At 28.7% G+C, this 21,309-nt stretch carries 15 protein-coding genes; 4 read left to right on the top strand and 11 right to left on the bottom strand.

Going from position 1 to position 21,309, the window contains the following annotated elements:
• Window positions 1-17: 17 nt before the first annotated feature.
• Entirely contained in the window at window positions 18-830 is an 813-nt protein-coding gene (locus tag FZC36_RS01435) for an ABC transporter permease (protein WP_187440077.1), read from the bottom strand.
• Entirely contained in the window at window positions 830-1,564 is a 735-nt protein-coding gene (locus tag FZC36_RS01430; protein ID WP_148972218.1) for an ABC transporter ATP-binding protein, read from the bottom strand. Before FZC36_RS01430 ends, FZC36_RS01435 begins: the two co-directional genes overlap by 1 nt.
• Before the next feature lie 135 nt (window positions 1,565-1,699).
• On the opposite strand from FZC36_RS01430, the gene FZC36_RS01425 reads away from it, so the two are divergent.
• Complete coding sequence (locus tag FZC36_RS01425; protein WP_246119862.1) at window positions 1,700-1,981, top strand: Na+/H+ antiporter subunit E; 282 nt, start codon at window positions 1,700-1,702, stop codon at window positions 1,979-1,981.
• Window positions 1,982-2,010: 29 nt separating this feature from the next.
• On the opposite strand, the gene FZC36_RS01420 is transcribed toward FZC36_RS01425, so the two are convergent.
• Window positions 2,011-2,286, bottom strand: coding sequence for a hypothetical protein (locus FZC36_RS01420; RefSeq protein WP_148972216.1), 276 nt, complete (start codon window positions 2,284-2,286; stop codon window positions 2,011-2,013).
• A 146-nt stretch (window positions 2,287-2,432) separates the two neighbouring features.
• Here FZC36_RS01420 and FZC36_RS01415 point away from each other — a divergent pair, with 146 nt between their 5' ends.
• From FZC36_RS01415 to argS, 3 genes are all read left to right on the top strand, one after another.
• Window positions 2,433-2,753 carry a TraR/DksA family transcriptional regulator gene (locus FZC36_RS01415; protein ID WP_148972215.1) on the top strand — a complete coding sequence of 107 codons (321 nt, stop codon included), beginning with the start codon at window positions 2,433-2,435 and terminating at the stop codon, window positions 2,751-2,753.
• 448 nt (window positions 2,754-3,201) lie between these two features.
• The gene (locus tag FZC36_RS01410) at window positions 3,202-4,569 is read left to right on the top strand and encodes a phosphohexomutase domain-containing protein (RefSeq protein ID WP_187440075.1); all 1,368 of its coding nucleotides are present in this window, start codon (window positions 3,202-3,204) and stop codon (window positions 4,567-4,569) included.
• Window positions 4,570-4,683: 114 nt separating this feature from the next.
• Window positions 4,684-6,534, top strand: coding sequence for an arginine--tRNA ligase domain-containing protein (gene argS, locus FZC36_RS01405; RefSeq protein ID WP_148972213.1), 1,851 nt, complete (start codon window positions 4,684-4,686; stop codon window positions 6,532-6,534).
• Window positions 6,535-7,008: 474 nt separating this feature from the next.
• Here the strand turns inward: argS and FZC36_RS01400 are convergent, their stop codons facing one another.
• The 8 genes from FZC36_RS01400 to FZC36_RS01365 all read right to left on the bottom strand — a co-directional run bounded on the left by FZC36_RS01400 (window position 7,009) and on the right by FZC36_RS01365 (window position 21,138).
• Window positions 7,009-8,364 carry a hypothetical protein gene (locus tag FZC36_RS01400; RefSeq protein ID WP_148972212.1) on the bottom strand — a complete coding sequence of 452 codons (1,356 nt, stop codon included), beginning with the start codon at window positions 8,362-8,364 and terminating at the stop codon, window positions 7,009-7,011.
• Window positions 8,365-8,569: 205 nt separating this feature from the next.
• Window positions 8,570-10,612 carry a mechanosensitive ion channel family protein gene (locus FZC36_RS01395; protein WP_187440134.1) on the bottom strand — a complete coding sequence of 681 codons (2,043 nt, stop codon included), beginning with the start codon at window positions 10,610-10,612 and terminating at the stop codon, window positions 8,570-8,572.
• A 143-nt stretch (window positions 10,613-10,755) separates the two neighbouring features.
• A complete protein-coding gene (locus FZC36_RS01390) occupies window positions 10,756-11,691 on the bottom strand; it encodes a SurA N-terminal domain-containing protein (RefSeq protein WP_148972210.1) in 936 nt (311 codons plus the stop codon).
• Between the two features lie 18 nt (window positions 11,692-11,709).
• Entirely contained in the window at window positions 11,710-12,999 is a 1,290-nt protein-coding gene (locus FZC36_RS01385; protein ID WP_148972209.1) for a hypothetical protein, read from the bottom strand.
• 211 nt (window positions 13,000-13,210) lie between these two features.
• Window positions 13,211-16,456 (bottom strand): translation initiation factor IF-2, encoded by a 3,246-nt coding sequence (infB, locus tag FZC36_RS01380; RefSeq protein WP_148972208.1) that lies wholly within the window; start codon window positions 16,454-16,456, stop codon window positions 13,211-13,213.
• A 233-nt stretch (window positions 16,457-16,689) separates the two neighbouring features.
• A complete protein-coding gene (locus FZC36_RS01375) occupies window positions 16,690-18,018 on the bottom strand; it encodes a hypothetical protein (protein WP_148972207.1) in 1,329 nt (442 codons plus the stop codon).
• Between the two features lie 110 nt (window positions 18,019-18,128).
• On the bottom strand, window positions 18,129-19,232 hold the full coding sequence (locus FZC36_RS01370; RefSeq protein WP_148972206.1) for an FtsW/RodA/SpoVE family cell cycle protein: 1,104 nt from the start codon (window positions 19,230-19,232) through the stop codon (window positions 18,129-18,131).
• A 181-nt stretch (window positions 19,233-19,413) separates the two neighbouring features.
• A complete protein-coding gene (locus FZC36_RS01365; RefSeq protein WP_148972205.1) occupies window positions 19,414-21,138 on the bottom strand; it encodes an ABC transporter ATP-binding protein in 1,725 nt (574 codons plus the stop codon).
• Window positions 21,139-21,309 lie beyond the last annotated feature (171 nt).

The raw sequence follows: 21,309 nt of genomic DNA, 5'->3' as shown, positions 1-21,309 counted from the left end.
AATTATTGTAATGTGACTTATATTATATCTAGTCTTCTTTTTATTTTAGAAATTCCTATTTTCCAAAAAATGACAGTCATAATAACAAGAACTGTTAAACATTTCCAAATAGGTATGAATTCTCCTGAGCTGAGGATTATTCCACGCATTGCTTCATTTGCGTACATATATGGACTAACAAGAGACATGCAAGCAACAACATTAGATATTGATTTTGCTGCTGCAAACGAGAACTGATACCCTCCCATAAACCATATAGGAAATAAAACTCTCATTAAGGTATTTCCAATTTTTTGCATGCTAGGGGTATAAGCTGTAAGAAATATAGAAAATGTAGCAAATAAAGAAGCTATAACTATCACAACTAAGTAGAAAAGTGCGAAATTTATGTTAGCTATGTTGATTTGATTCCATAGCACTGCTTTTAGAACTAACAAAGTTACTGTAGACATTATAACTCCGTTAAGTGCAAAAATTACACATAATCTAAAAAACACAACATTTGATTTTATTGGAAGAGAAAAATAGTAAAGAATTATTTTTTCACCTTCAATATCGCTCAAAAGCCTAAATATTGTTCTGTAAGTTTCAAAACCTACAGCGCTTGTTATCAAACTTGCTGCTTGGAATTCTCCATAATTTTTTGACATACCAAATGATTGCAATATGTATCCAGATGTAACAGCAATCATGGCAGACCATATAACTGAGTTTATTATTGCATCTTTCAAACTTTTTATAGTTACAGATACTTCTGATTTTATAAAACTCCTTACGCTTCTATTAAGAATAGTTTCTCTTAATGACTTAAGTTTATAGATCATTTTCATTATTCACACTCCTCTTCTGCAAGTTTATTAAATATTTTGTCTAAATCACTGTTTTTATTTTTCTTAAGTTCATCCACAGTTCCATCAAAAAATATTTTTCCCTTACTTAGAATGCAAAGCTTGTCAATTAAGCCTTCTATTTCGTCCATATAATGTGTCGTAATTAGCACAGAACAGCCCTCTTCTTTTAGGTTTTTTACAACATCCCAAAGACTTTTTCTGGTATTTGGATCTAACCCTAAAGTTGGTTCATCTAATATTATTAAAGAAGCTTCGTGCATTAGCGCTCTTGCTATAGAAACTCTTTGTTTGTAACCGCCAGATAAAGCTGCTGGCTTAAAGTCTAAATACTTTTCTAAATTGAATTTCTTAATAACTTTTTTTAAATTAATATTTATTCTTTCATCGCTAATGCCAAAAAAAACTGCATCATTTATTAAGTTCTCTCTTACAGTAAACCTGTTATCCAGATTAGTTCTTTGAGGACAAAGTCCTATAGTCCTTTTGTATTCATCTATGTTTTTATAAGCTGTTTTTCCATTAAGAAGAACATCTCCAGATGTACATGGCTTTAATCCAGACACTATTGAAGATAATGTTGTTTTTCCTGATCCATTTAAACCAACTAAACCAACTATTGATTTTTCTGGAATTGAAAAAGAAACATCTTTCAATATGTCTTTCTTTCCATACCTTTTGAAAATATTTTGAATTTGATATAAATTACTATTCACATGAGCATGTTAAGGAAAATTGGCAATTTTGTCTATCTTAAAATTAATGAAATTTTTTGTAAAAATGCAATTTTATGTAAAACTTTTTGTTTTTCGAGATTCTTTTTCTTGTTTTTCTATTTCATAGTAAAATCCTTGTACTTATTTATAAAGAATGGATTTTTAGGAGAGTTTTATGAAAGTGTCATAAACCTTGATATTTCGATGCTTTCTGATTTCGATGCAGAGCTATTGTCTACTTGGGTAACACTAACTCCTGGCACAATAGCATTTGATACGATTAATTTTGAAAGCAAAAATGGTAATTCGAAAAAAATAATTATGATTCACTCTATAGTAAAAGATCCAGAAAATGACATACAAAAAATGATTTCTTGCATCATAGACATTAGACAAACAAAGATTAAAGCTAGCTAAAGCAGATTGTTGCACGTTATTCTATTTAACTAATCAGCTTTTTGACTCATTGCAAAGAAAAGTAAAAAAACCAGTATACCTAAAGAATAAGAGTCAAATCCTTTTAGTATGTTTCTGCTTATATGTGCAAACAAAACTCCTGTAGAGATAGAGTAAATTAGATTTATAATATTTTTTGGCCAAATTTCATAGCTAAAAAGCCTTAATAAAACTACTGAGAATAGATAAAAAGAAACAGAAAGCATCAAGCTGAATTTAGATAAAAACGTTGATATTATAATAGCCTGTAAAATGATTGTTTTCATAATACAAATAAAATAACCTATTTTATTATTCTTTTTGCTAAAAAAAACATTAGTTTTTAGGTGTTTTTACTTTATTTTACTTGTTTTTATTTTATTTTTTTTAACTGGAATGTAATAAAAATCTAAAAAGAGAGAGTTATATTGTTATGTTTTTAAAAAATTCAGAAATAAGATATTTTAGAAAAGTTCTTTTAGGAATGAAAGAAGAGCTTAGCTCAATTATCACAGACGAACTAGAGTTTGAAAAATCTGCTGATTCTTATGATGCAGCTTTAAACGAAAAATCATCTAACACAAGAGTGATAGAAAAAACCAAAGCAATGGAAATGCTAAAACAAGTAAACATGGCTTTGAGCAGAATAGAAACCAACAAATTTGGCATATGTATGAGAACGGGAGATCCGATAGATATAAGGAGATTAAAAGTAAATCCAGTTGCTGTTTGTAATATAAATATAGAAACTTAGTTTAGTTAAATATAGAAATTAATTTAGTATGTTAATAATGATTTAAACTGCATGATTACAAATAAATATAAAATAAGTTAAGCGAAAACTTTAATACGAAAATTATATAATATATGTATGTTATACGCGTGCAGAATGCACATATATAGTGAAATAAATTTTTTATAAAGTAACTTTTAATCTTGTTTTGTGTTATATTTCTTTAACTACTTATTAACGATTAATTTTTGAGGTTAATTTATTTGGTTTGTGTTTAATATGTATTTTTTAATAGTTGGGTACGGTTTCTATTCTAGCTTTAATATTCGCCAGATTTATGGTTTGGTTGTGTGAATTTAAATCTGATTTGCTAGGCATGTCAGAAATAGGTGTTATGTTAGGATATTTTAATAAAACATAAACAAACATTAAACTTTACATAAGATTTTTATTAAATAGAATGGAGTTTATGGTTTCTAATCTTTTTCCGAGAAATGTTATTGGAGATTACGATATAAGAGGAAAGGTAGGAATAGATTTTTCCGCAGAACATGCCTACCAAGTTGGACTTGCTTTTGGGTCTATAGTTCAACAACAAGAAGGAAAAACTGTCTCTGTTGGGCAAGATAGAAGAAAGACGTCTCCTATGTTTTCAAGCATGCTTATAAAAGGTCTTCTAGATTCTGGTGCAAATGTTATTGATTTAGGAAAAACCACAACTCCTTATGTAAGTTCTTCATATAATTTTATTGATTGCGATGCTTCTATTTCAGTAACCGCATCTCATAACCCAGCTCATTACAATGGATTTAAGTTTTCATTATTTGGGAATTCATTTTTCGGAGATGATCTGCAAAAGATGTACGAAAGAATTGTAAACAAATCTTTTAGATCTGGATCTGGGAAACTTACAAAAAGAAGTTTTGTAGATAATTATATAAATTATATAAAAAGGAATTTTAATATTTCTGAAAAATCTAAAGTAATATGGGATTGTGGGCATGGTGCTGCTGGTGAGTTTATAGAGCTGGCTGTAAAAGATCTAAAAGGTGAGCATAAGATCATTAGATCAGAACCTAAAGATGTACCAGATTATGATAATAGCAAGATTTCGTTTTTAGAAAAAACAAAAGAAGAGTTAGATAAAAATCCTGGTTTCATAGCTTTTACTTTCGATGGAGATGCAGATAGATTAGTTATAGTTGACGAAAAAAAAGAAGTATGGACTGGGGATGAAGTTTTGTGCTTTTTGAGTTTAGTAAAAAGAATCAAATCAGGACAAAAAATTTCTACAGTTTGGACATCTAAATCTAGTAAAAAAATAACAGATTGGTTAAAAGAATTTGAAATAGAAAGCTTCTTTAGTAAGGTTGGACATTGTTATTTAACAAATGCAATGAACAAGAATCTCTCTTCTATAGGAGGAGAGATAAGCGGTCATTACATATTTAGAGATAATTTTTTCACCATAGATGATGGAATATTTACAGCCTTAAGATTTTTAGATTGTATGAGCATATTTCCGTATAAATTAAATCAAATTAAATCAATATTCCCTAAAGTATGGGTCAGCCCTTCTCTAAGAATAAAATGTGGAACTTTGAAAAAGAAAGAAATCATGGAATATGTAGAGAATATCTTGGTTATATCAGATCATTCTTTTGAATTAAAAGATGATTCTATAATCGTTAACCACCCTATGGGTTGGTGGCTTATCAGACCATCACAAACAGAAAATGTTGTTTCACTTAGATGTGAGGGATGGAATGAAAATGGATACATGGAAGTTAAAAACTTCATGGAAACAACTTTAGCAAATATAGGCTTGATTATATAATCTAAATAAATTCACCTCAGGACAATATATTTTACTGGACAAGCTCATATGAAATTATTTAATAAGCTGTTTTCTAATCTATAAAGTATTTGCTTTTTGAAGTATTATCTTCTTATGGATTTTTTACAATTACAAAAGTTGCTAGAATCAAAATTAAAAAAAATAGACAATGAACTAAAGTTTATTTTTTACCCATCCAATAATTATTCTGACATATCTTCAAACGCACCAATAATAATAAGCAAAAAGATGAAAGTCAGTATTGATACTTCTTTTGAAATGATAAAAAATAAACTGCTTGAGAAATCAGATACAGAATTACAAACATTTAATAATGAGAAAACTTCAACAGAACATAATCACAGAAACCTATATAAATATATAGAAAAAGCATGGTTACAAAATGGGTTTCTTAATATAAATGTATCTGATAATTTCATAATAAGTGGACTGAACAATGTTTTAGATGACAGTTTTCTTGAAGTAGAAAAAAAAGGATTAAATGTTAACTTGGAATATGTTTCTGCAAACCCTACAGGCCCTCTTCATTATGGAAACTCTAGATCTGTATATGGAGATTCATTAGCAAGGGTTTTAAGATTCTTAGGATATGATGTCTTGACAGAATATTATATAAACGATGCAGGAGCACAAACCATAACACTAGCGCACTCTGTGTTTGAAGAGTATAAAAAAATCTCTTTATCTAATAAAGATGAGCTTAAAAATTATACAGATTTAAATCCTAACAAAGGTTTAGAAATACTTTATAAGGGGCAATATATAATAGATATAGCTCAGAAAATATTTAAAAATGATGGTGATATATGGCTATCTAAAGATTATATAGAGCATTTCAAAAAAATAGCAATTTATGATGTGTTACAAATAATAAAAAAAGATTTGTTATCTGTTGGAATAGAACATCAATCTTGGGTTACAGAATCTTCTGTACAAGAAAAAGCTATAGAAGCTATAGAAATATTGAGATCTAAAGGTTTAGTTTATGAAGGTATATTGGATGAGAAAAAAAGCTCTAAAGGAAAAGAGTACAAACAAAAATTACAAATATTTGCTAGCAAAAAACTTGGAGATGATGAAGACAGAGCTCTTACAAAACATGATGGAGCAAGAACTTATTTTGCAAACGATATAGGGTATTTCTACGATAAAATACAAAGAAAATTCGATTGGTTAATAGTGATTTTAGGAGCTGATCACGATAGCTATGCAAAAAGACTATCTTATGCTGTAAAAAGCCTTGAAGATGTAAAACTGACAATCAAAACATGTCAGATGGTTACCTTTAAATCTGGAGAAGAAGTTATTAAGCTGTCTAAAAGATCTGGAAACGCACTGAGCTTAAGAGAAACTGTAAATAACATCGGAAAAGATATTTTTAGATTTAGCATGTTAAGCAAAAACTTAGATTCTCATCTTTCTATAGATATAGATAAAATAAAGGAATTTTCTACAAACAATCCATTTTTTTACATACAACATGCCTATGGTAGAATCGCATCTTCTTTAAAGAATTTTACATATTCGAAAGAAAATCTTTACAAAGAAGAAAACAACTTGAATGATGACAAAGATAAGGTTAACTGTAAAACAAATGGAACCAGTGGCTCAGAAATAATAAAAGAAAGTATTCTTTTGGATGAATTGGGTGGGGAAATAAATTCTATAGATGATTTCACTAACTCTATGAAACAAATGTCTAAAACCATATTAGAATGGAGAAGGATAATTGAATCGCTGAGTAGAAATTTAGAGGTTCACAGGATTTCGATTTACTTAAACAAAATTGCAGAAAATTTCCATGTTTTGTGGACTGAAGGCAAAGAAAATGAATCTAGCAAATTTTTACATAGCAATGAAAGACTCAAGCTCATACTTTGTGCAAGGAAGATAATCAGAAAATCATTAGATTTACTTGGCATAGAAGCATACGAAGAATTCTGAAACATTCAAAAATATAATTCTGTAATTCTTATAATGAACTCCTATAATAAAATTATTCAAAAATCAAAATAAATTACCTAAAACAAAACAAGTCACAATAAATTGTTAAATAAACTTATTACATTAACATTAGCTTTTTATTACAATTCTAAATTTGAGATTAAATTCTGGAGATTTTCATTTGCTTTATAGAGAGAGCTTTAAATTCACATGAACATGAAACAAGTTATCTATGTTAATTAATTTTAAGATATTTTGATTCTTTGGTTTTGTATAGGATATGTTAAATTAAGAGTCATAACCGCAGGATGTAGGAAATTCTGAAGTGTTTGGAATCATGGAACTTGAGAGTGTATGGTTAAATTAAAAAAAACTTCTTAATCAAATGCAAATATTAATGTAATTCATAAAATACAAAAGTATGCCCGGATTGGTTTAGTGGAATAAATACATCCGTATCAGTAAAAGTTAATCTTAGCTTTTAGTAGTTTTTCTGTATTTCTTTGGTTGATGCATATGCATAGCTGCATCATAATCTAATTCATTGTAATTCCTAGAAAAAATTACACGATCTCCATTTGAATCTGATTCATCACTTTCGCTTTCACTAGCTCCACCAAAAGCTTCCAAAAGCTGCTGATGGTAATATTCTGGTGACCCAGCAGGAATTTCTGTTGCAGATTCCAACTTACTCTGCAACCCTTTTTCTAGTACTTTCTTAGCTGCGTTGGATCTTAATTTATTTTTATATCCTGAGAATATATTTGTTTCAGATAAATATACATTGTCATTGCCCCCAGAATTTTGACTAGTTTTATATGTATCTTTTTGTGGAGAATTAACTGCTTTGATTATGTTTTTATTTGTTGTTTGCATAAAAACTTGCCAGAAATCATCAGGTTCAAATTTAAGTATTTCACTTATACACACGCCAATAGGATTAGAATCATATCCAACTTTATCTTCATAAGTTATTAATCCATTAACTCCAATACTACTGGTAAGCAATCTACGAGAAACTTCAAAATCTAACAAGAAGTCCAGAGCATATCTTTCTCCTGTATAATTTCCATAATCTTGCTTAAATCTTTGGTGATGTTCAGGGGTTTTTCTTGCATTATAAAACCCATCAATAATTTTTTTTAATTTTTTATTTTCTTGTAATGCTTTTAATTTTTCAAAAACATCACTGTACTTTCCTTCTTCTAACACCTTAGCATTTCCTGCTTGATTTACTGAAGGTAATAGCAATAAACTCACTACACACTTGGATTGATCTTGATTCATAATGAGAAACTTTAGTCCCCAATTAGCATTATTATTATATGGATCAATATTAAACATCTTACATAAACAAATATATTTGTTAAGGGAATATAAGTGCAATTCCCTGATCATAAGTATTCTAGTTCTATGTGAAAAACCAGTTAAATCTACTTGAGGAATTTTTTGTTCATCCATATCTTTTTTAGCTGCATCTACAATTATTCTAGCAGCTGGGTTTTTTGTACTTCTTAGGAAAAACAAATCATTTGCTACTTGAGCGTTTTTGTACATCTGATCAGAATTAAGTTCTGTAACTTGCATTTTTGCAAATCTCTCTAAAACCCTATCACTTTCTGCTTCAGAGGTTCTTGATTTATTAGTATGATTACGTGGATTTAAATTGCGTGTGAGAGATGGCTGTTGATCAGAACCTGGATATTCATACTCAGGTTGTGAAACAGATTGTCTACCTTTATTTAGTGAGTCTTCATAGATTGGATTCATTGCCCCCACAAGCATGCTTCCTGACAGAATTAAATATGTCAGTGTTTGTTTTATATTCATGTGGTGACTTTAGTAAAAAAGTTATTTTATGTCAAATATAAAGTGAGATCCTCGAATGAAAACGAACTTCAGATCACTTAACTGCTTCTCAGTAATTTAGTATTGTTAAGTTGAGTAATCTTTTCAAATTATATTCATTAAGTTTATCATGATTCTCAGCAAACAGAATCATATATCTTGCAGTAAAAGCGTTCAAAATAAAAAATCAATGAAATAATGCTGGTGGTGATGTATTCGTAGATGCAGCTTTGCTTATTTGATCCAAACTAACGTAAGATGGAATCTTAATTCCTCTTTCATCAAAAACTATTTTTATCATTTCATTCATGGCTCTATGTATCTTGAACTGAGAACCTATTTTTGCCTTACATTTAAACATCAACGTCATGTATAGACCTGTAACTTCAGAAACACCTCTTTTTTCTATAGGTAAGATTATTTTATGCTCGAATTCTGCAGAAGTCCTTACTCTAAAAAATGCTTCTTCTATAGCAGCTGTAGCTTCTTTTATATCTGTTTCGTATGTCACTGCAACATTTAAAACTATACCAATAAACTCTCTACTCTTATTAAATACTTCCTCTACTTTGTGAAAAGGTATTGTAATTAAAGTCCCATTATCTAACCTAGCTCTCATATATCTCAAATGAACATCTTCTATGATCGCATTAGAACCATTAATTAGAATTATATCTCCAACTGTTATTGTGTTATCCAAAAGAATCAATATTCCATTTAAAAAGTCTTTAATTATGCTAGAAACACTAACTGTAAGACCAGCTGTCAAAAAACCTAAAGCAGGGATTATTGGAGATATCTCCAGTCCGAGCAAAGAAAGTCCAAACAAAAAAGCTCCTAACCATATAACTCCTGAGGTTATCGAGCTAGTTATTTTGAAAATTACTTTTAACCTTTTGCAATCATCTTTTTTGGACTTATGAAAAATCCAATAATGCAAAACATATTTTGAAAACTTGAATAGAAAATATGAAAAAAACCACAATAAAAACATCTTATATAAAAGGTGCAAAAAATTTGGATTTATTACTCTGTACAGAAAACCTTCAAATGGTATGTTCCATATTTTCAGTGTTGCTAAAATTGAAACAGGAAAAAATAAAAATTTAGTAAGTTTTTCAAAAACAAAATAAAAGGATATTATATATTTCCTTTGGTTGTAATTTATTGATCTTATTTTCTTAGAGATAGAGACTCTTACATAGAGAGATGAGAAGTAAATTATTGGCCAAATCATAAAAGATGCAATCATTCTTGTAAGCTTGTTTGAAGTGTCGTGCCATTCTACCCATAGGAACAAAATAATAAGTAATATCAAAAGATTTAAAGCCACAGGACCAGTAAGCTGCCTTATTACGTTTTTCTTATTAAGCCTTAATATAAGTTCTGAGATTATAGTTCTAAATGAAAGAACAAAATTTATCATTATTATAGTAAAGAAGATATTAAATATAAAACTTATGTTGTCAATTATATCCTTTTCGAAAAAATCTTTATTTTGGATTAATGGTATTTTTATAAACTCTGTCAAACTTCCAAATATAAAATAAATCAACAAAATACTCAAAATATTCTTAGAGAAAACAACCAGGCTTTTTTTACATATTTTGTAATTATTTAATATATTCAAATCGTAAAAACTAAACTTAAAAAGATCAAACACAAGTAAGTAGAAAACTATTTTTTTGATTAAGTTTGACATCCAATAAGTTTCTTGTGGCAAGTTTCCACACCAAATATGAATAGAAAAAAGTAATGACAAATATAAAAACACCTTAGGAATAATACTTACTATACTTTTTAAATACGCACTGTCTAATCTTTTCTTTATGAAAAAAACAATTGTTTTTAGGAATCCGAAAATCATACAATTATATAGAACTATATAAAATATGCTTTGTATTGATTTATAAAAAACTTCTCTAGTTTTTTTATGCTGAATCATAAATTCTAATGATTTTTTTATATTTAGGAATATATCTACCCAGTTTTGATATATCTTTTCTAAAAACTTCCAAATCCCTGAAAAACTACCAACATTTAACAGTCCACTTCCATGGTATTCAGAATAGTTATTTCCTTTTAATACATTAGTTTTTATTTCACTTATTTCTTTGTTTATTTTTTCAATTTCATTTTCAATAACGCTACTTTGTTTTTGTATAAGGTCTATCTTCCCTATAATTGATTTATTTGCATGTAAAGATATTGATACACTGCTTAAAATCAAAAAAAATAGATTTAATTTTTTAAAAAAAATAGCTGGTGATTTAAATATATTTAGTTTGTTTATCATTTTTTTGAATGTCTTCAGATTTCCATAAATAAAACGCTTTGTTTTAGAGGTTTTATTTCCACTAATATGCTCAGGAATCATGCTAAAAATTCTACCTTATGTTTAATCAATAAATCACCTGCTATTGATTCCATGCTTAAATCTTGCAAATAATCATTTATGTAAATTTTCATTTTATTCACTTCATCTCTTGCAGACAAATCATTTCCTTTAGTTGGGTCATATGATTTATCAACAGAAACAAGATAAGTTCCATCCCTAAGCTCTTCTGCTATAATACTTCCTACTTTTGTTTTGAAAAGCATTTTTTGATAAATATTCTTTGCTTTATCAGAAGAAATAAGTGCAATCCTTTTTGGCAAAAGATTCCTATTCTTTGATACGCTTACTTTTTTAGCATTAAACAAATAAGCATACCTTTTTACTATATCTTTTAATCTTTCTTTTTCAGAATCAGATTTTTTTAATATATTTCGTTTAGGTATAAAAACAAACCTTCCACTTCTTTTTTCTCGTAATTTGCTCACATAATCTACTGCTATTTTTTCAGAATTAAAAATATTTTTATTTACTGCGTGTTCAGATACTTGGTCTAATATCTTCTTTTGCATTTCTAGTTTTTGTATATCTAGAAAAACCTTATAAGGTATTTTTCTTTCTTTCAGTATTAATTCTATTTTTTCAGGATCAAACTTTCCATTGCTAAAAAAATGCTCATTATTGTAAATGTATTGCAAAATATGCTTTTTGGAAAAATTAATTTTCATTTCTTTGAACTTCTCATCTACAACTAAAAGCTTCATAAGATTTGAAATATTTCTTTGCATAGATTCTTTTGTATCATTTCTCAAATTGTAGTACCTTATCATAGACACAATATCTTGTCTCGATACTTTTCTATTTCCTACCCACGCTATTTGATTTTGATCTTGCTTCGAGAATAAATTAAAAAGCAAAGGGAAAACAAGCAGGGCAATAGAAATAGTCACTAATTTTTTTCTGTAAGTTTGCATAATGAGCTCCTAAAAAAATCATAAAGGTTTTGACCACATAAACCAAGCTTTTTTTAAGTTATTACAGATAGATTTCATGTCTTTTTTTGTCAAAAAATGCTCTGATTCGATTAATTTTATATGATTATGTAATACTATATTAGAAATGCTGCTTATTAAAAACTTCTTTGTTATCCAACCAGAGTCCATATTTATATAACTGTTCTTTTCATAATTACATAATTTCCTTGAATAATTTGCTAAATATGGAGTTTTTATAACCTTACCATTATAAAACTTCACTATATTCTCTGAAGCTAATGTTAATTGATTGAAGATTAAGTCTTCAGAGTTATATGTCTTTGTACTTAAAAAGAAAAAATCTCCTTTATTTCTTGAAACCAAACAAATTCTTTCTTTTATTTTTTCAAGTAACTTTATATCTCTACATTCTTCTTTGAAAGAAATTATACCTGAGCAATCTATAAATAAAAAATCACCTACTTTTCTGATCATGGATTTATTTAAAACCTGTTTCCCAAACTGCCTGTAAAGCTTTATTTTAAAAGCTATAGAACTTTTAGCATCTAAAAAAACAAAACATTCTAAATTGTTTTTCTTAAACTCTCTGTATAGGGCTGTAAGAAGACCTATGTCATGAGAAAATATCACAACTTTCTTTGTTGTTTTTTCTTTATTTGTAATATCTATTTTGTTGGTTACTAAGAAATCTTCCATACAATGCTCTATACTTGGGGGTATTGGCTTATCTTTTCTAAGATAATTTATATATATATTATTTTTTATTGACCAACCAAGGAAATCTGCAAAATAATTTCCAGCCCTACAATTCCATAATATTATACTTGGCTTAGCTTTCTTTATAGTATTTTTTATATTTTCTATGTTATCAGAATCTAATATTAACTCTCCTATGATTTTATATTTTGCAAATACAGGCCATTTATGCATGATTTTTTCACTTATAATTATTACATCAGGTATAAGTTTGCTATTTCTTTTATATCCTAAATAGCTTACATAAAAATACATTACTGAATAAGATGCAAAATAAACTGAAACATTAAAATATTTAGAAGCAAAAAATGCAACAACACCAAAAACAGCTGTTTTAGATATTTCTACAAAAAAATCAGATTTCAATTTAAAATTCGATACATTCTCAAAACAAATAAAATACCAAAAATGTATTGCAAATAAATACCCTAAATTTTTAGAGTACGCATATTTTATTTGTAAAAAGATAGATATAGAGCTGATAAACAAATGTTTTAAAAGTGAAAATTTTCTAAATACTATTTTTATCAAAACTAAATCCTTTTTAAATCTTTTTCTTTCAATCTTAAATTAAGAGCTAACAAGAGCATTTTTCAATTATTTATTTCATAAAGGTGATTTTCTTATAAAATATATTTTGTCATAAGAACATGAGTAATAGAAATATAAAATACCATCATATGGAAAATAATTCGAAATATGGCCAAAATAAAGAACTCAAGTGAGTTATTCTTTAAATAAATTATTCTTCAAATGAGTTGTTCTTTTTCTTTATTATGAAACTCTCTATCTTGTCTCCTATAGCATAATCTGTGTACTCATCTATGATTATTCCACATTCTTGACCACTTTCCATCTCTGTCTTGTCATTTTCTCTTTGTTTCAAGCTATTTATCTTACCTGTATATATAACTTCACCTTTTCTAATTACTCTAGCAAAGCTACCTAGCTTCACAACTCCTTTTTCTACTTCACAACCAGCAATTGTTCCCAATTTCTTTTTCTCAAATATAGCTTTAATAAATGCCATACCCAGAGAAACTTCTTCTTCTTTTGGAGCCAAAACATGTTCTGCAAAATTATTAATATAGTCTAATACTTCATAAATTATTGAGTATGTTTTTATTTTCACTCTCTCTTTTTTAGCAAGCTTTTGTATCCCTGAAACAGCTTTTACATTAAATGCTATAATTATTGACCCAGAACTTTTTGCTATCATTATATCATTTTCATTTATATCTCCGGTTCCAGATCTAACAATGTTGATATTCAATTTCTCAAATTCTATCTTATTTACAGCTGCCTCTAAAGCTTCTAAAGATCCGAATGAGTCTGCTTTAATAACAAAATTCATTTCAAAGTTTTCTTCAGATTTGAAGTAATCCAATATATCTACTTCTTTTTTATCATTGCTTTTACTTTTATCTTTATTATTTTCTCTATACTCAGCAATTGCCCTAGCCTTCTTTTCATTTTCAACAACAATAAGCTCATCTCCAGAAAATGGAACTCCCTTTAATCCCATTATTTCCACTGGCATAGATGGAAGTGCTTCTTTTATTTTCTTCCCATCAACGGAATTCATTATCCTAGCTTTTCCATAAGTATTTCCTACTACAAAAGCATCTCCAAGTTTTAATTTTCCATTTTTTATCAAAATAGAAGAAACAGGGCCTAAATGTTTATCAAGTCTAGATTCTATAACTATTCCACTAGCCTTACATTCGTAATGTGATTTTAGATCCATAATTTCTGCTTGCATTAATATGGTTTCCAAGAATTTGTCTAGATTTTCTCCTGTATGAGCAGAAACTTCTACTTCTAAAGTTTCTCCACCCATTGATTCGACAACTATATCGTGTGATATAAGCATTTGTCTGATTTTATCTATATTTTTTCTACCCTTATCAATTTTTGTGTAACAAACTATCAAAGGTGCATTGAAAGCTTTGATATGATCTATTGCTTCTACTGTTTGCTCTTTTATTCCATCATCACTAGAAACAACTAGCACAACTATATCAGTAAGTTTTACACCTCTTGCTCTCATAGAACCAAAAGCTTCATGCCCTGGAGTATCTACAAATGTAACAAATCCTTCTTTGTCTTTCAGGAAGATCTGAGAAGCACCTATGGACTGTGTTATACCACCAGCTTCTTTAGAAGTAACATTTGTTTTTCTGAGAGAGTCAAGTAAAGATGTCTTACCATGATCTACATGACCAACTATAGTTACTACTGGAGCTGATCTTTTATGTTCAGATAATTCACCTTTTTCAGGCTCTATATTCATTTCTGATCTCTCAATTTTATGCTTATGACCAAAAGATTCTACAATAAGAGAAGCAACTTCTGAATCAATCATTTCATTAGAATTTTTTACACCGAATTCTTCTAATTTCTTTTTAATATCTTTAGATCTAACAGCTATTTGAGTAGACAAATCAATAAGCGAAATTCCTTCTTGAGGTATAATAGCAACTCTAATGACATTATCTTTTTGCTTTTTTCTATCTCTAGGTTTTTTAAAGTAAGATGAAGAAGAAAAATCCACATCATCAGCAGAATGTATTTGTCCTAAAAATCTGTGTGAAAATTTTTCGTTAGAATTTTGATCTGATCCTCTGAATCTAGATTTTCTTTCATCCCCTCTTCTATCTGAATAATTTCTCTTTACAGGTGTAGAAAAGTTCCTTCTAACAGTCCTTTTTTCAAAAATATCACTCTGGCCGAATTCAGTTTTTTTAGCTCCTCCAGGACCAGAACTTCCTCTTCGTGCAGTGGATGGATTATTTCCGCCTTTGTTAAACCTATCTAATACATTTTTTCTATTTCTATTCTCTTCATTGCTTAAGTTTCTAGGTCCATAACCTGATCTACCGTCAGAAGATCTATTATAAGATGGCCTGTCTCCAAATCTATTTCCGCTGCTGTATCCTGGTCTATCTCCAAATCTTCTTTCTCCACCGAATCTTCCTGGACCATTATTATTATAAGAAGGTCTGTCTCCAAACTTTCTTTCACCTGAAAATCTATTCTCACCTGATCTACCATCAGAAGTTCTATTGTAAGAAGGTCTGTCACCGAATCTTCTTTCTCCCCCAAATCTGTTATCTCCAGATCTGCCATCAGAGGACCTATTATATGAAGGTCTGTCTCCAAATCTTCTTTCACCTGATCTATTATCATCAGAAGATCTGTTGTATGAAGGTCTGTCTCCAAACTTACCTGAGTTGTTATAACTTGGTCTATCACCAAATTTTCTTTCTCCTCCAAACCTGCTATCTCCAGATCTACCATCAGAGGATCTATTATAAGAAGGTCTGTCACCGAATCTATTTCCACTACTATGCCCTGGTCTGTCTCCGAATCTTCTTTCGCCACCAAATCTTCCTGGACCATTATTATATGAAGGTCTATCTCCAAACTTTCTTTCACCTGAAAATCTATTGTCACTAGACCTATCATCAGAAGACCTATTGTATGAAGGTCTTTCCCCTAACTTCTTTTCTAATCCTACTCTATCCCCATATCCAGGCTTATCTCCGAATCTTCTCTCTCCTGAAAACCTGCTATCACCAGATCTTTCATTAGAAAATCTATTACCTGTTGGTCTGCCTTCAGAGGATCTGTTATAAGAAGGTCTGTCTCCAAACCTTCTGTCTCCTCCAAATCTACTTGAATTACTGTATCCTGGTCTATCTCCAAACCTTTTCTCGCCACCGAATCTTCTTCCTTCAGAGGAGCTGTAAGATCTCTTTTCTGAATCTTTATTGTCAGAAGATCCTTTTCCACCAAAGTACCTTGGTTCAGATTTTTCGGATTTTTTACTAAGCAGGCTGTCAATTTTCTTTACAGCAGCATCTCTTACTTCTTTTTCTTTTGTGGATAACTGGTTAGCATTCTTAGTATCTTTTTTAGCAACATTGTTTTTCCCTCTAACTTCTACGGGAACTTTTCGATCACCTTGATTAATAGTGTAATTCATCTAATAAACATGATATATGAAAAACTTTGTAACAAAAAGGCTTTTAAGAGAAGTTTAAAGTTAATTAATTTAAATATATTTAAAGAAAAAACAATAATAAACTAAGTTGAATAAAAAACATCACAAAGTTATACAAAAACACCTACATCAAAACTTTTATAATAAACTAGCCTTATTATAATATTTATTTCTCTTTTTCAGACATAAGAAAATTATGAAAATTGTAACTTATATTAAGTTTCAGAATTTATCTTTCTAAGATATTGAGCATGCCCACCTGAGCTATATATAAAAATATTATCTTTTTGTGAATATTCATGTGAGTATAGGAATATCTTAGAATTATCATTTCTAACCAAAAAAGTTTTCAACCCAATAATATTTCCTGTCATTATGATAAAATCGTAATTAAACCAAGTAAAACCTGATCCAGAATCTAAATACATATTCATAATTCCTTTTATGTTCCATTTTTTTTCTTCGTGCATTTCATGTGCAAATCTTATTAAAGGCTCTATATATTTCTCAGGAAGCACAGTAGAGTCATATTTTCCATCAAATTGGTTTTTACTTTTAAAGTAATCAACAAACTTCAAAATAAGACCATCACTCATCTCATCAGAGTTATTTTTAAAAAAATCAGAAACATCACTGAAAGTAGATTGTTTTAAATACTGTGAAGGAAAGCTAATTTTATTAATTTTAAAATTAACTTTATGGTCAGCAAAAGCACTATTAAAAAAAGAATTAAAAATATAATTACTTTCTTCTTCTGTTAAATCTTTTTCTAGATATTTTTTAAACAAAGAATAATATGCATTTTTCATGTTTTCAGAATCAAGTTTTCCTGTTTTATTATGATCAATCGATAAAAGCTTCTTTACTTCTTCTTCATAATTCACATTTGCATATAATTCATCTTCTGGAGTTCCAGCTTCTTTCAATCTATCAAAATAATCTTTTAAGCTTGCTATAAAAGCTCTTATGACACAAAGACCATCTCCTGGCACATTAATAATTTGGTACTTCTCACCACCAAAATATAATCTATTTCCAAAAGCAGTATTTACAACACTTGGTTTATCTTTGCTAAGATGCTTTATATCCAAAATCAACTCTTCAAGTTTTCTCTCTAATCCCTTCTCATGATTAATATAATAATCAGATTCATTTCGCTTTTCAAAAACATCCTTTAAAAAATCAGTAATTTTTTCTTCTACAGAAGTTTTGTCAAGCTTAGATAACAGTGAGCTCACAAAATCTTTTTTAACTATTAGCTCATTATTTTTTAATTTAGAGTTCGTAATAAAATCTATTGAGTTATGCTCATTAATTTCGAAAAAATTAAACTTTAGTTCTTCTTTCTTGACAAAAATTAACTTCTTGTCACTTGTTTTTTGTACAAAACCAATCAAGTTTTCTCTATTTGGATCTACAGCTTTAGATATTACCAATCCTCTACAAATTTGCTGAACATCTGTATTTAGATCAGCTCTCAAATCAGATCTAGATAATAAAAATAAAAAACTAAAGTAATTAAATAGTCTTATAATTAAGTTCATGCTTCTATTATAATCTAATTTATTAAATTTACAAAATAATATACAGGCTAATCTTCATAAAAACTTAAAGATTAATTTATACATCTTTAAATAAACTGAAAGTTGTAGATTTAAGTTTTATAAAAATCAGAACCAGGAAGTACATAATTTTGATTCGAAGCTATGTTTTCCACCAAACCAATACAAATCCAAATAGAAAGAAGAGAAGATCCTCCATAAGATGTAAATGGCAATGTAATTCCAACAACTGGGCAAAGCCCTACTGACATAGCAATATTCATGTAAGCTTGAAACAAAATATATGAAGATATACCTATCAATAACATTCTGTAATATTTTATTTTTACATTTTTTATCAATTTATAAATCTCCAATAAAATTAAGAAGAAAAGCAAAATTATAATAAAAATCCCAATTAAACCTAACTCTTCAGCTATGTGAGATATTATAAAATCTGTATGTTTTTCTGGCAAAAATCCCATTGTGCTTTGCGTAGACTTCCCAACACCTTTCCCCCAGAAACCACCAGAACCTATGCTTATTATAGATTGATTAGAATGATATCCTATCCCCTTTGTGTCTAAGCTTGGGTTTAGAAAAGCCATTATTCTGTTTTTTTGATAAGAGTGTAGAAATTTCCATACAAATGGAACGAAAGAAACTCCTGACAAAAAAATAGATAAAAACCACCAGAAATTATGCATATAAATCATACAAATAGCAGTAACTAATATGATCAAAGAAGTACCTAAGTCTGGTTGTTTCATAACAAAGAAGAAAGGTATAAAGACTATGCACAGAACATATGCAAAACTTTTAAATGAAGAGCTAGATATGTGCAAAAATTTACTTAAATACAACAAAACTCCTACTTTCATCAAATCAGAGGTTTGTATTTTTATAAAAAATAAATTAAGCCACCTATATGCTCCCATATGCTTTTTAGAATATAAAAATGTAAATAATAACAGCAATACACATATAAAATAGAAAAAATCAGAAAATGAAAAAATCAAACTAGGCCTAACTTTTCTAATCAAATAAGATATAGGTATCATAGCAATAAGCCTTACTAAATGACTTAAAGCTTTCTTGTTTTCAGACATAGACCAAAGAGCAAAAAACCCTATAACCTGCAACAAAGATGCATAAATTGGCAACTTTGTGTTAAAAATTTTAAACCTGTGTTCATTTCTAAATATTCTTGCATTCACAAAACCAAATTATGTTTTAAACACAAAAAAATCAACGCTTAAGAAAATAAACTTACTTTAAACCTTAATATAAATAATTTCAGACATAAAAATATCTGCACTTTGAGAACCTATCTTTATCTTCATCTTTACTCAGCTTATTTTTTTAAACATTTAACCTGAATTACCAAAAAAATGTTTTTTAAATCTGTCTAGTTTGTATATCAAAGAATGTTTTATAAATACCATTTTGTTCTTTTAGCTCTTCATGAGAACCAATTTGAACTATTCTGCCTTTATCAAATACAAAGATCCTATCTGCATCAAAAACATTGTACAGTCTATGAGCGATAATTATCTTTGTTTTTGAGCTTTCTATATCATTTATAGATGCAAGTATATCCTTTTCTGTCACAGTGTCTAAAGCAGATGTTGACTCATCAAATATAAATATTTTAGCATCCCTCAAGAAACCTCTAGCTATTCCTATCCTCTGTTTTTGACCACCAGAAAAATTATTATTCTTCGCTATAGTTTCATATTTATCTGGCAAAGAGCTTATGAAATTATGTATATTTGCTCTTTTCGCTGCATTTATTACATCTTCTTCAGTAGAGCCAAAGCTTCCATATTTTATATTGTTCATTATTGTATCTTCAAACAGTGAATTGTCTTGAGGAATTAAAGCAAAGCTCTTTCTAAGAGAATCAGAACAAACTTCTTTCGTATCAACTCCACCAACCTTAACAGAACCAAATTTAGGGTGCATTAAACCTAACATAAGCTTTATAAATGTACTTTTTCCACTACCAGAAGCTCCTACTAGCCCTATTTTCTCTCCTTGTTTTATAGCTATTTCTCCATTATTACTGAAAACATCTCTAGATCCTGAGTATCTAAATGAAACATCGTTGAATAGAATATCGTGGCTTTTTATTTGCACATTGCTTGTCAAAAGTGCTTGTTTTAGAGGAGTTTTAGTCATATCTAATCCTTGGCTTATTTTTCCTAAATCAGATATAAACCATGAAAAGTCCTGTGCAAAATCCCATAAATTTGCCCCTATAGAATGTATTGTTTCTGTTATAAGAATAAAATCACCAGCAGTTACTTGCCCCTGCTTAAACAAATTTAACAATGTAAAAATTGAAACTATAGTAACCAATATAAATACAGTTCCTTGTATAATATTTATATTCAATATAAATACATTCATTTTCTTTTCTTGTATCATGGTATCATGTGAGAATTTCATATTTTTAGAAGACTCGTAATTAGAACCATTATATATAAATACAGAATCTACATTCTTAAATGTGTCATTCCATTTAGAAGACAAAGTACTTCTGCTATCAGCAAGATTGTAAGCTAACTTATTTGCTCTCTTTGCTAAAAATATTGATAAAATTATCCAAGATATTACCCAAGCAAGACCTATTACACCTATAGTAAAATGCACTGAAAACATCAAAACAACTGCCAATACTAAATTCAAAAAACCTTTAAAGAAATCTGACAAATAATCTATTATAAGATCTGATACTGATTCTGAGACTTGGAAAACAGAGAAAACAAACTTACTAGCATCAAAATCCTTAAAAAATACATAGGGATAGAAAAGTATTTTTGAAGAAAGAATGTCAACTACATTTTTCTTTAATTTAGGTACAAATCTTATCTCTAGATATTCTCTAGCTCTCAAAGCTATTTGGTAAATAATTACATTAGCTATTAGAAATAAAAGAGAGATGTAAACTTTGTCCAAGTTTCCAGTTTTAGAATAGACATCAAACCCATCAACTAAATACTTTGAAACAACATGAAAGCCTGAAATCGCAATAGATATAAGAGCCACAACAGCACCCATAAGGAATATTGCACCTCTAAATGGCTTAATAGAATCTAAAACAAACTTAGTTATAGTCATATATGAATCCTTTTACTAAAATAATAATTTTTTTTATACAAATTTTGCTATTTATATCCATCTTTTAATTCTCTTTCTTATACTTATATTTTTTAATTTTATTCCCTGTTTAGGTTTTTGTTTAAAAATCATTCTAATAAACATTTGTTTTATTATTTTCTTCAACATAGC

The organism is Candidatus Nesciobacter abundans, from assembly GCF_008189525.1.
GTDB lineage: Bacteria > Pseudomonadota > Alphaproteobacteria > CAJXXZ01 > 1604HC > Nesciobacter > Nesciobacter abundans.
Note: the sequence above shows the minus strand (reverse complement) of the source record. Positions and strands in the feature narration are given on the sequence as shown.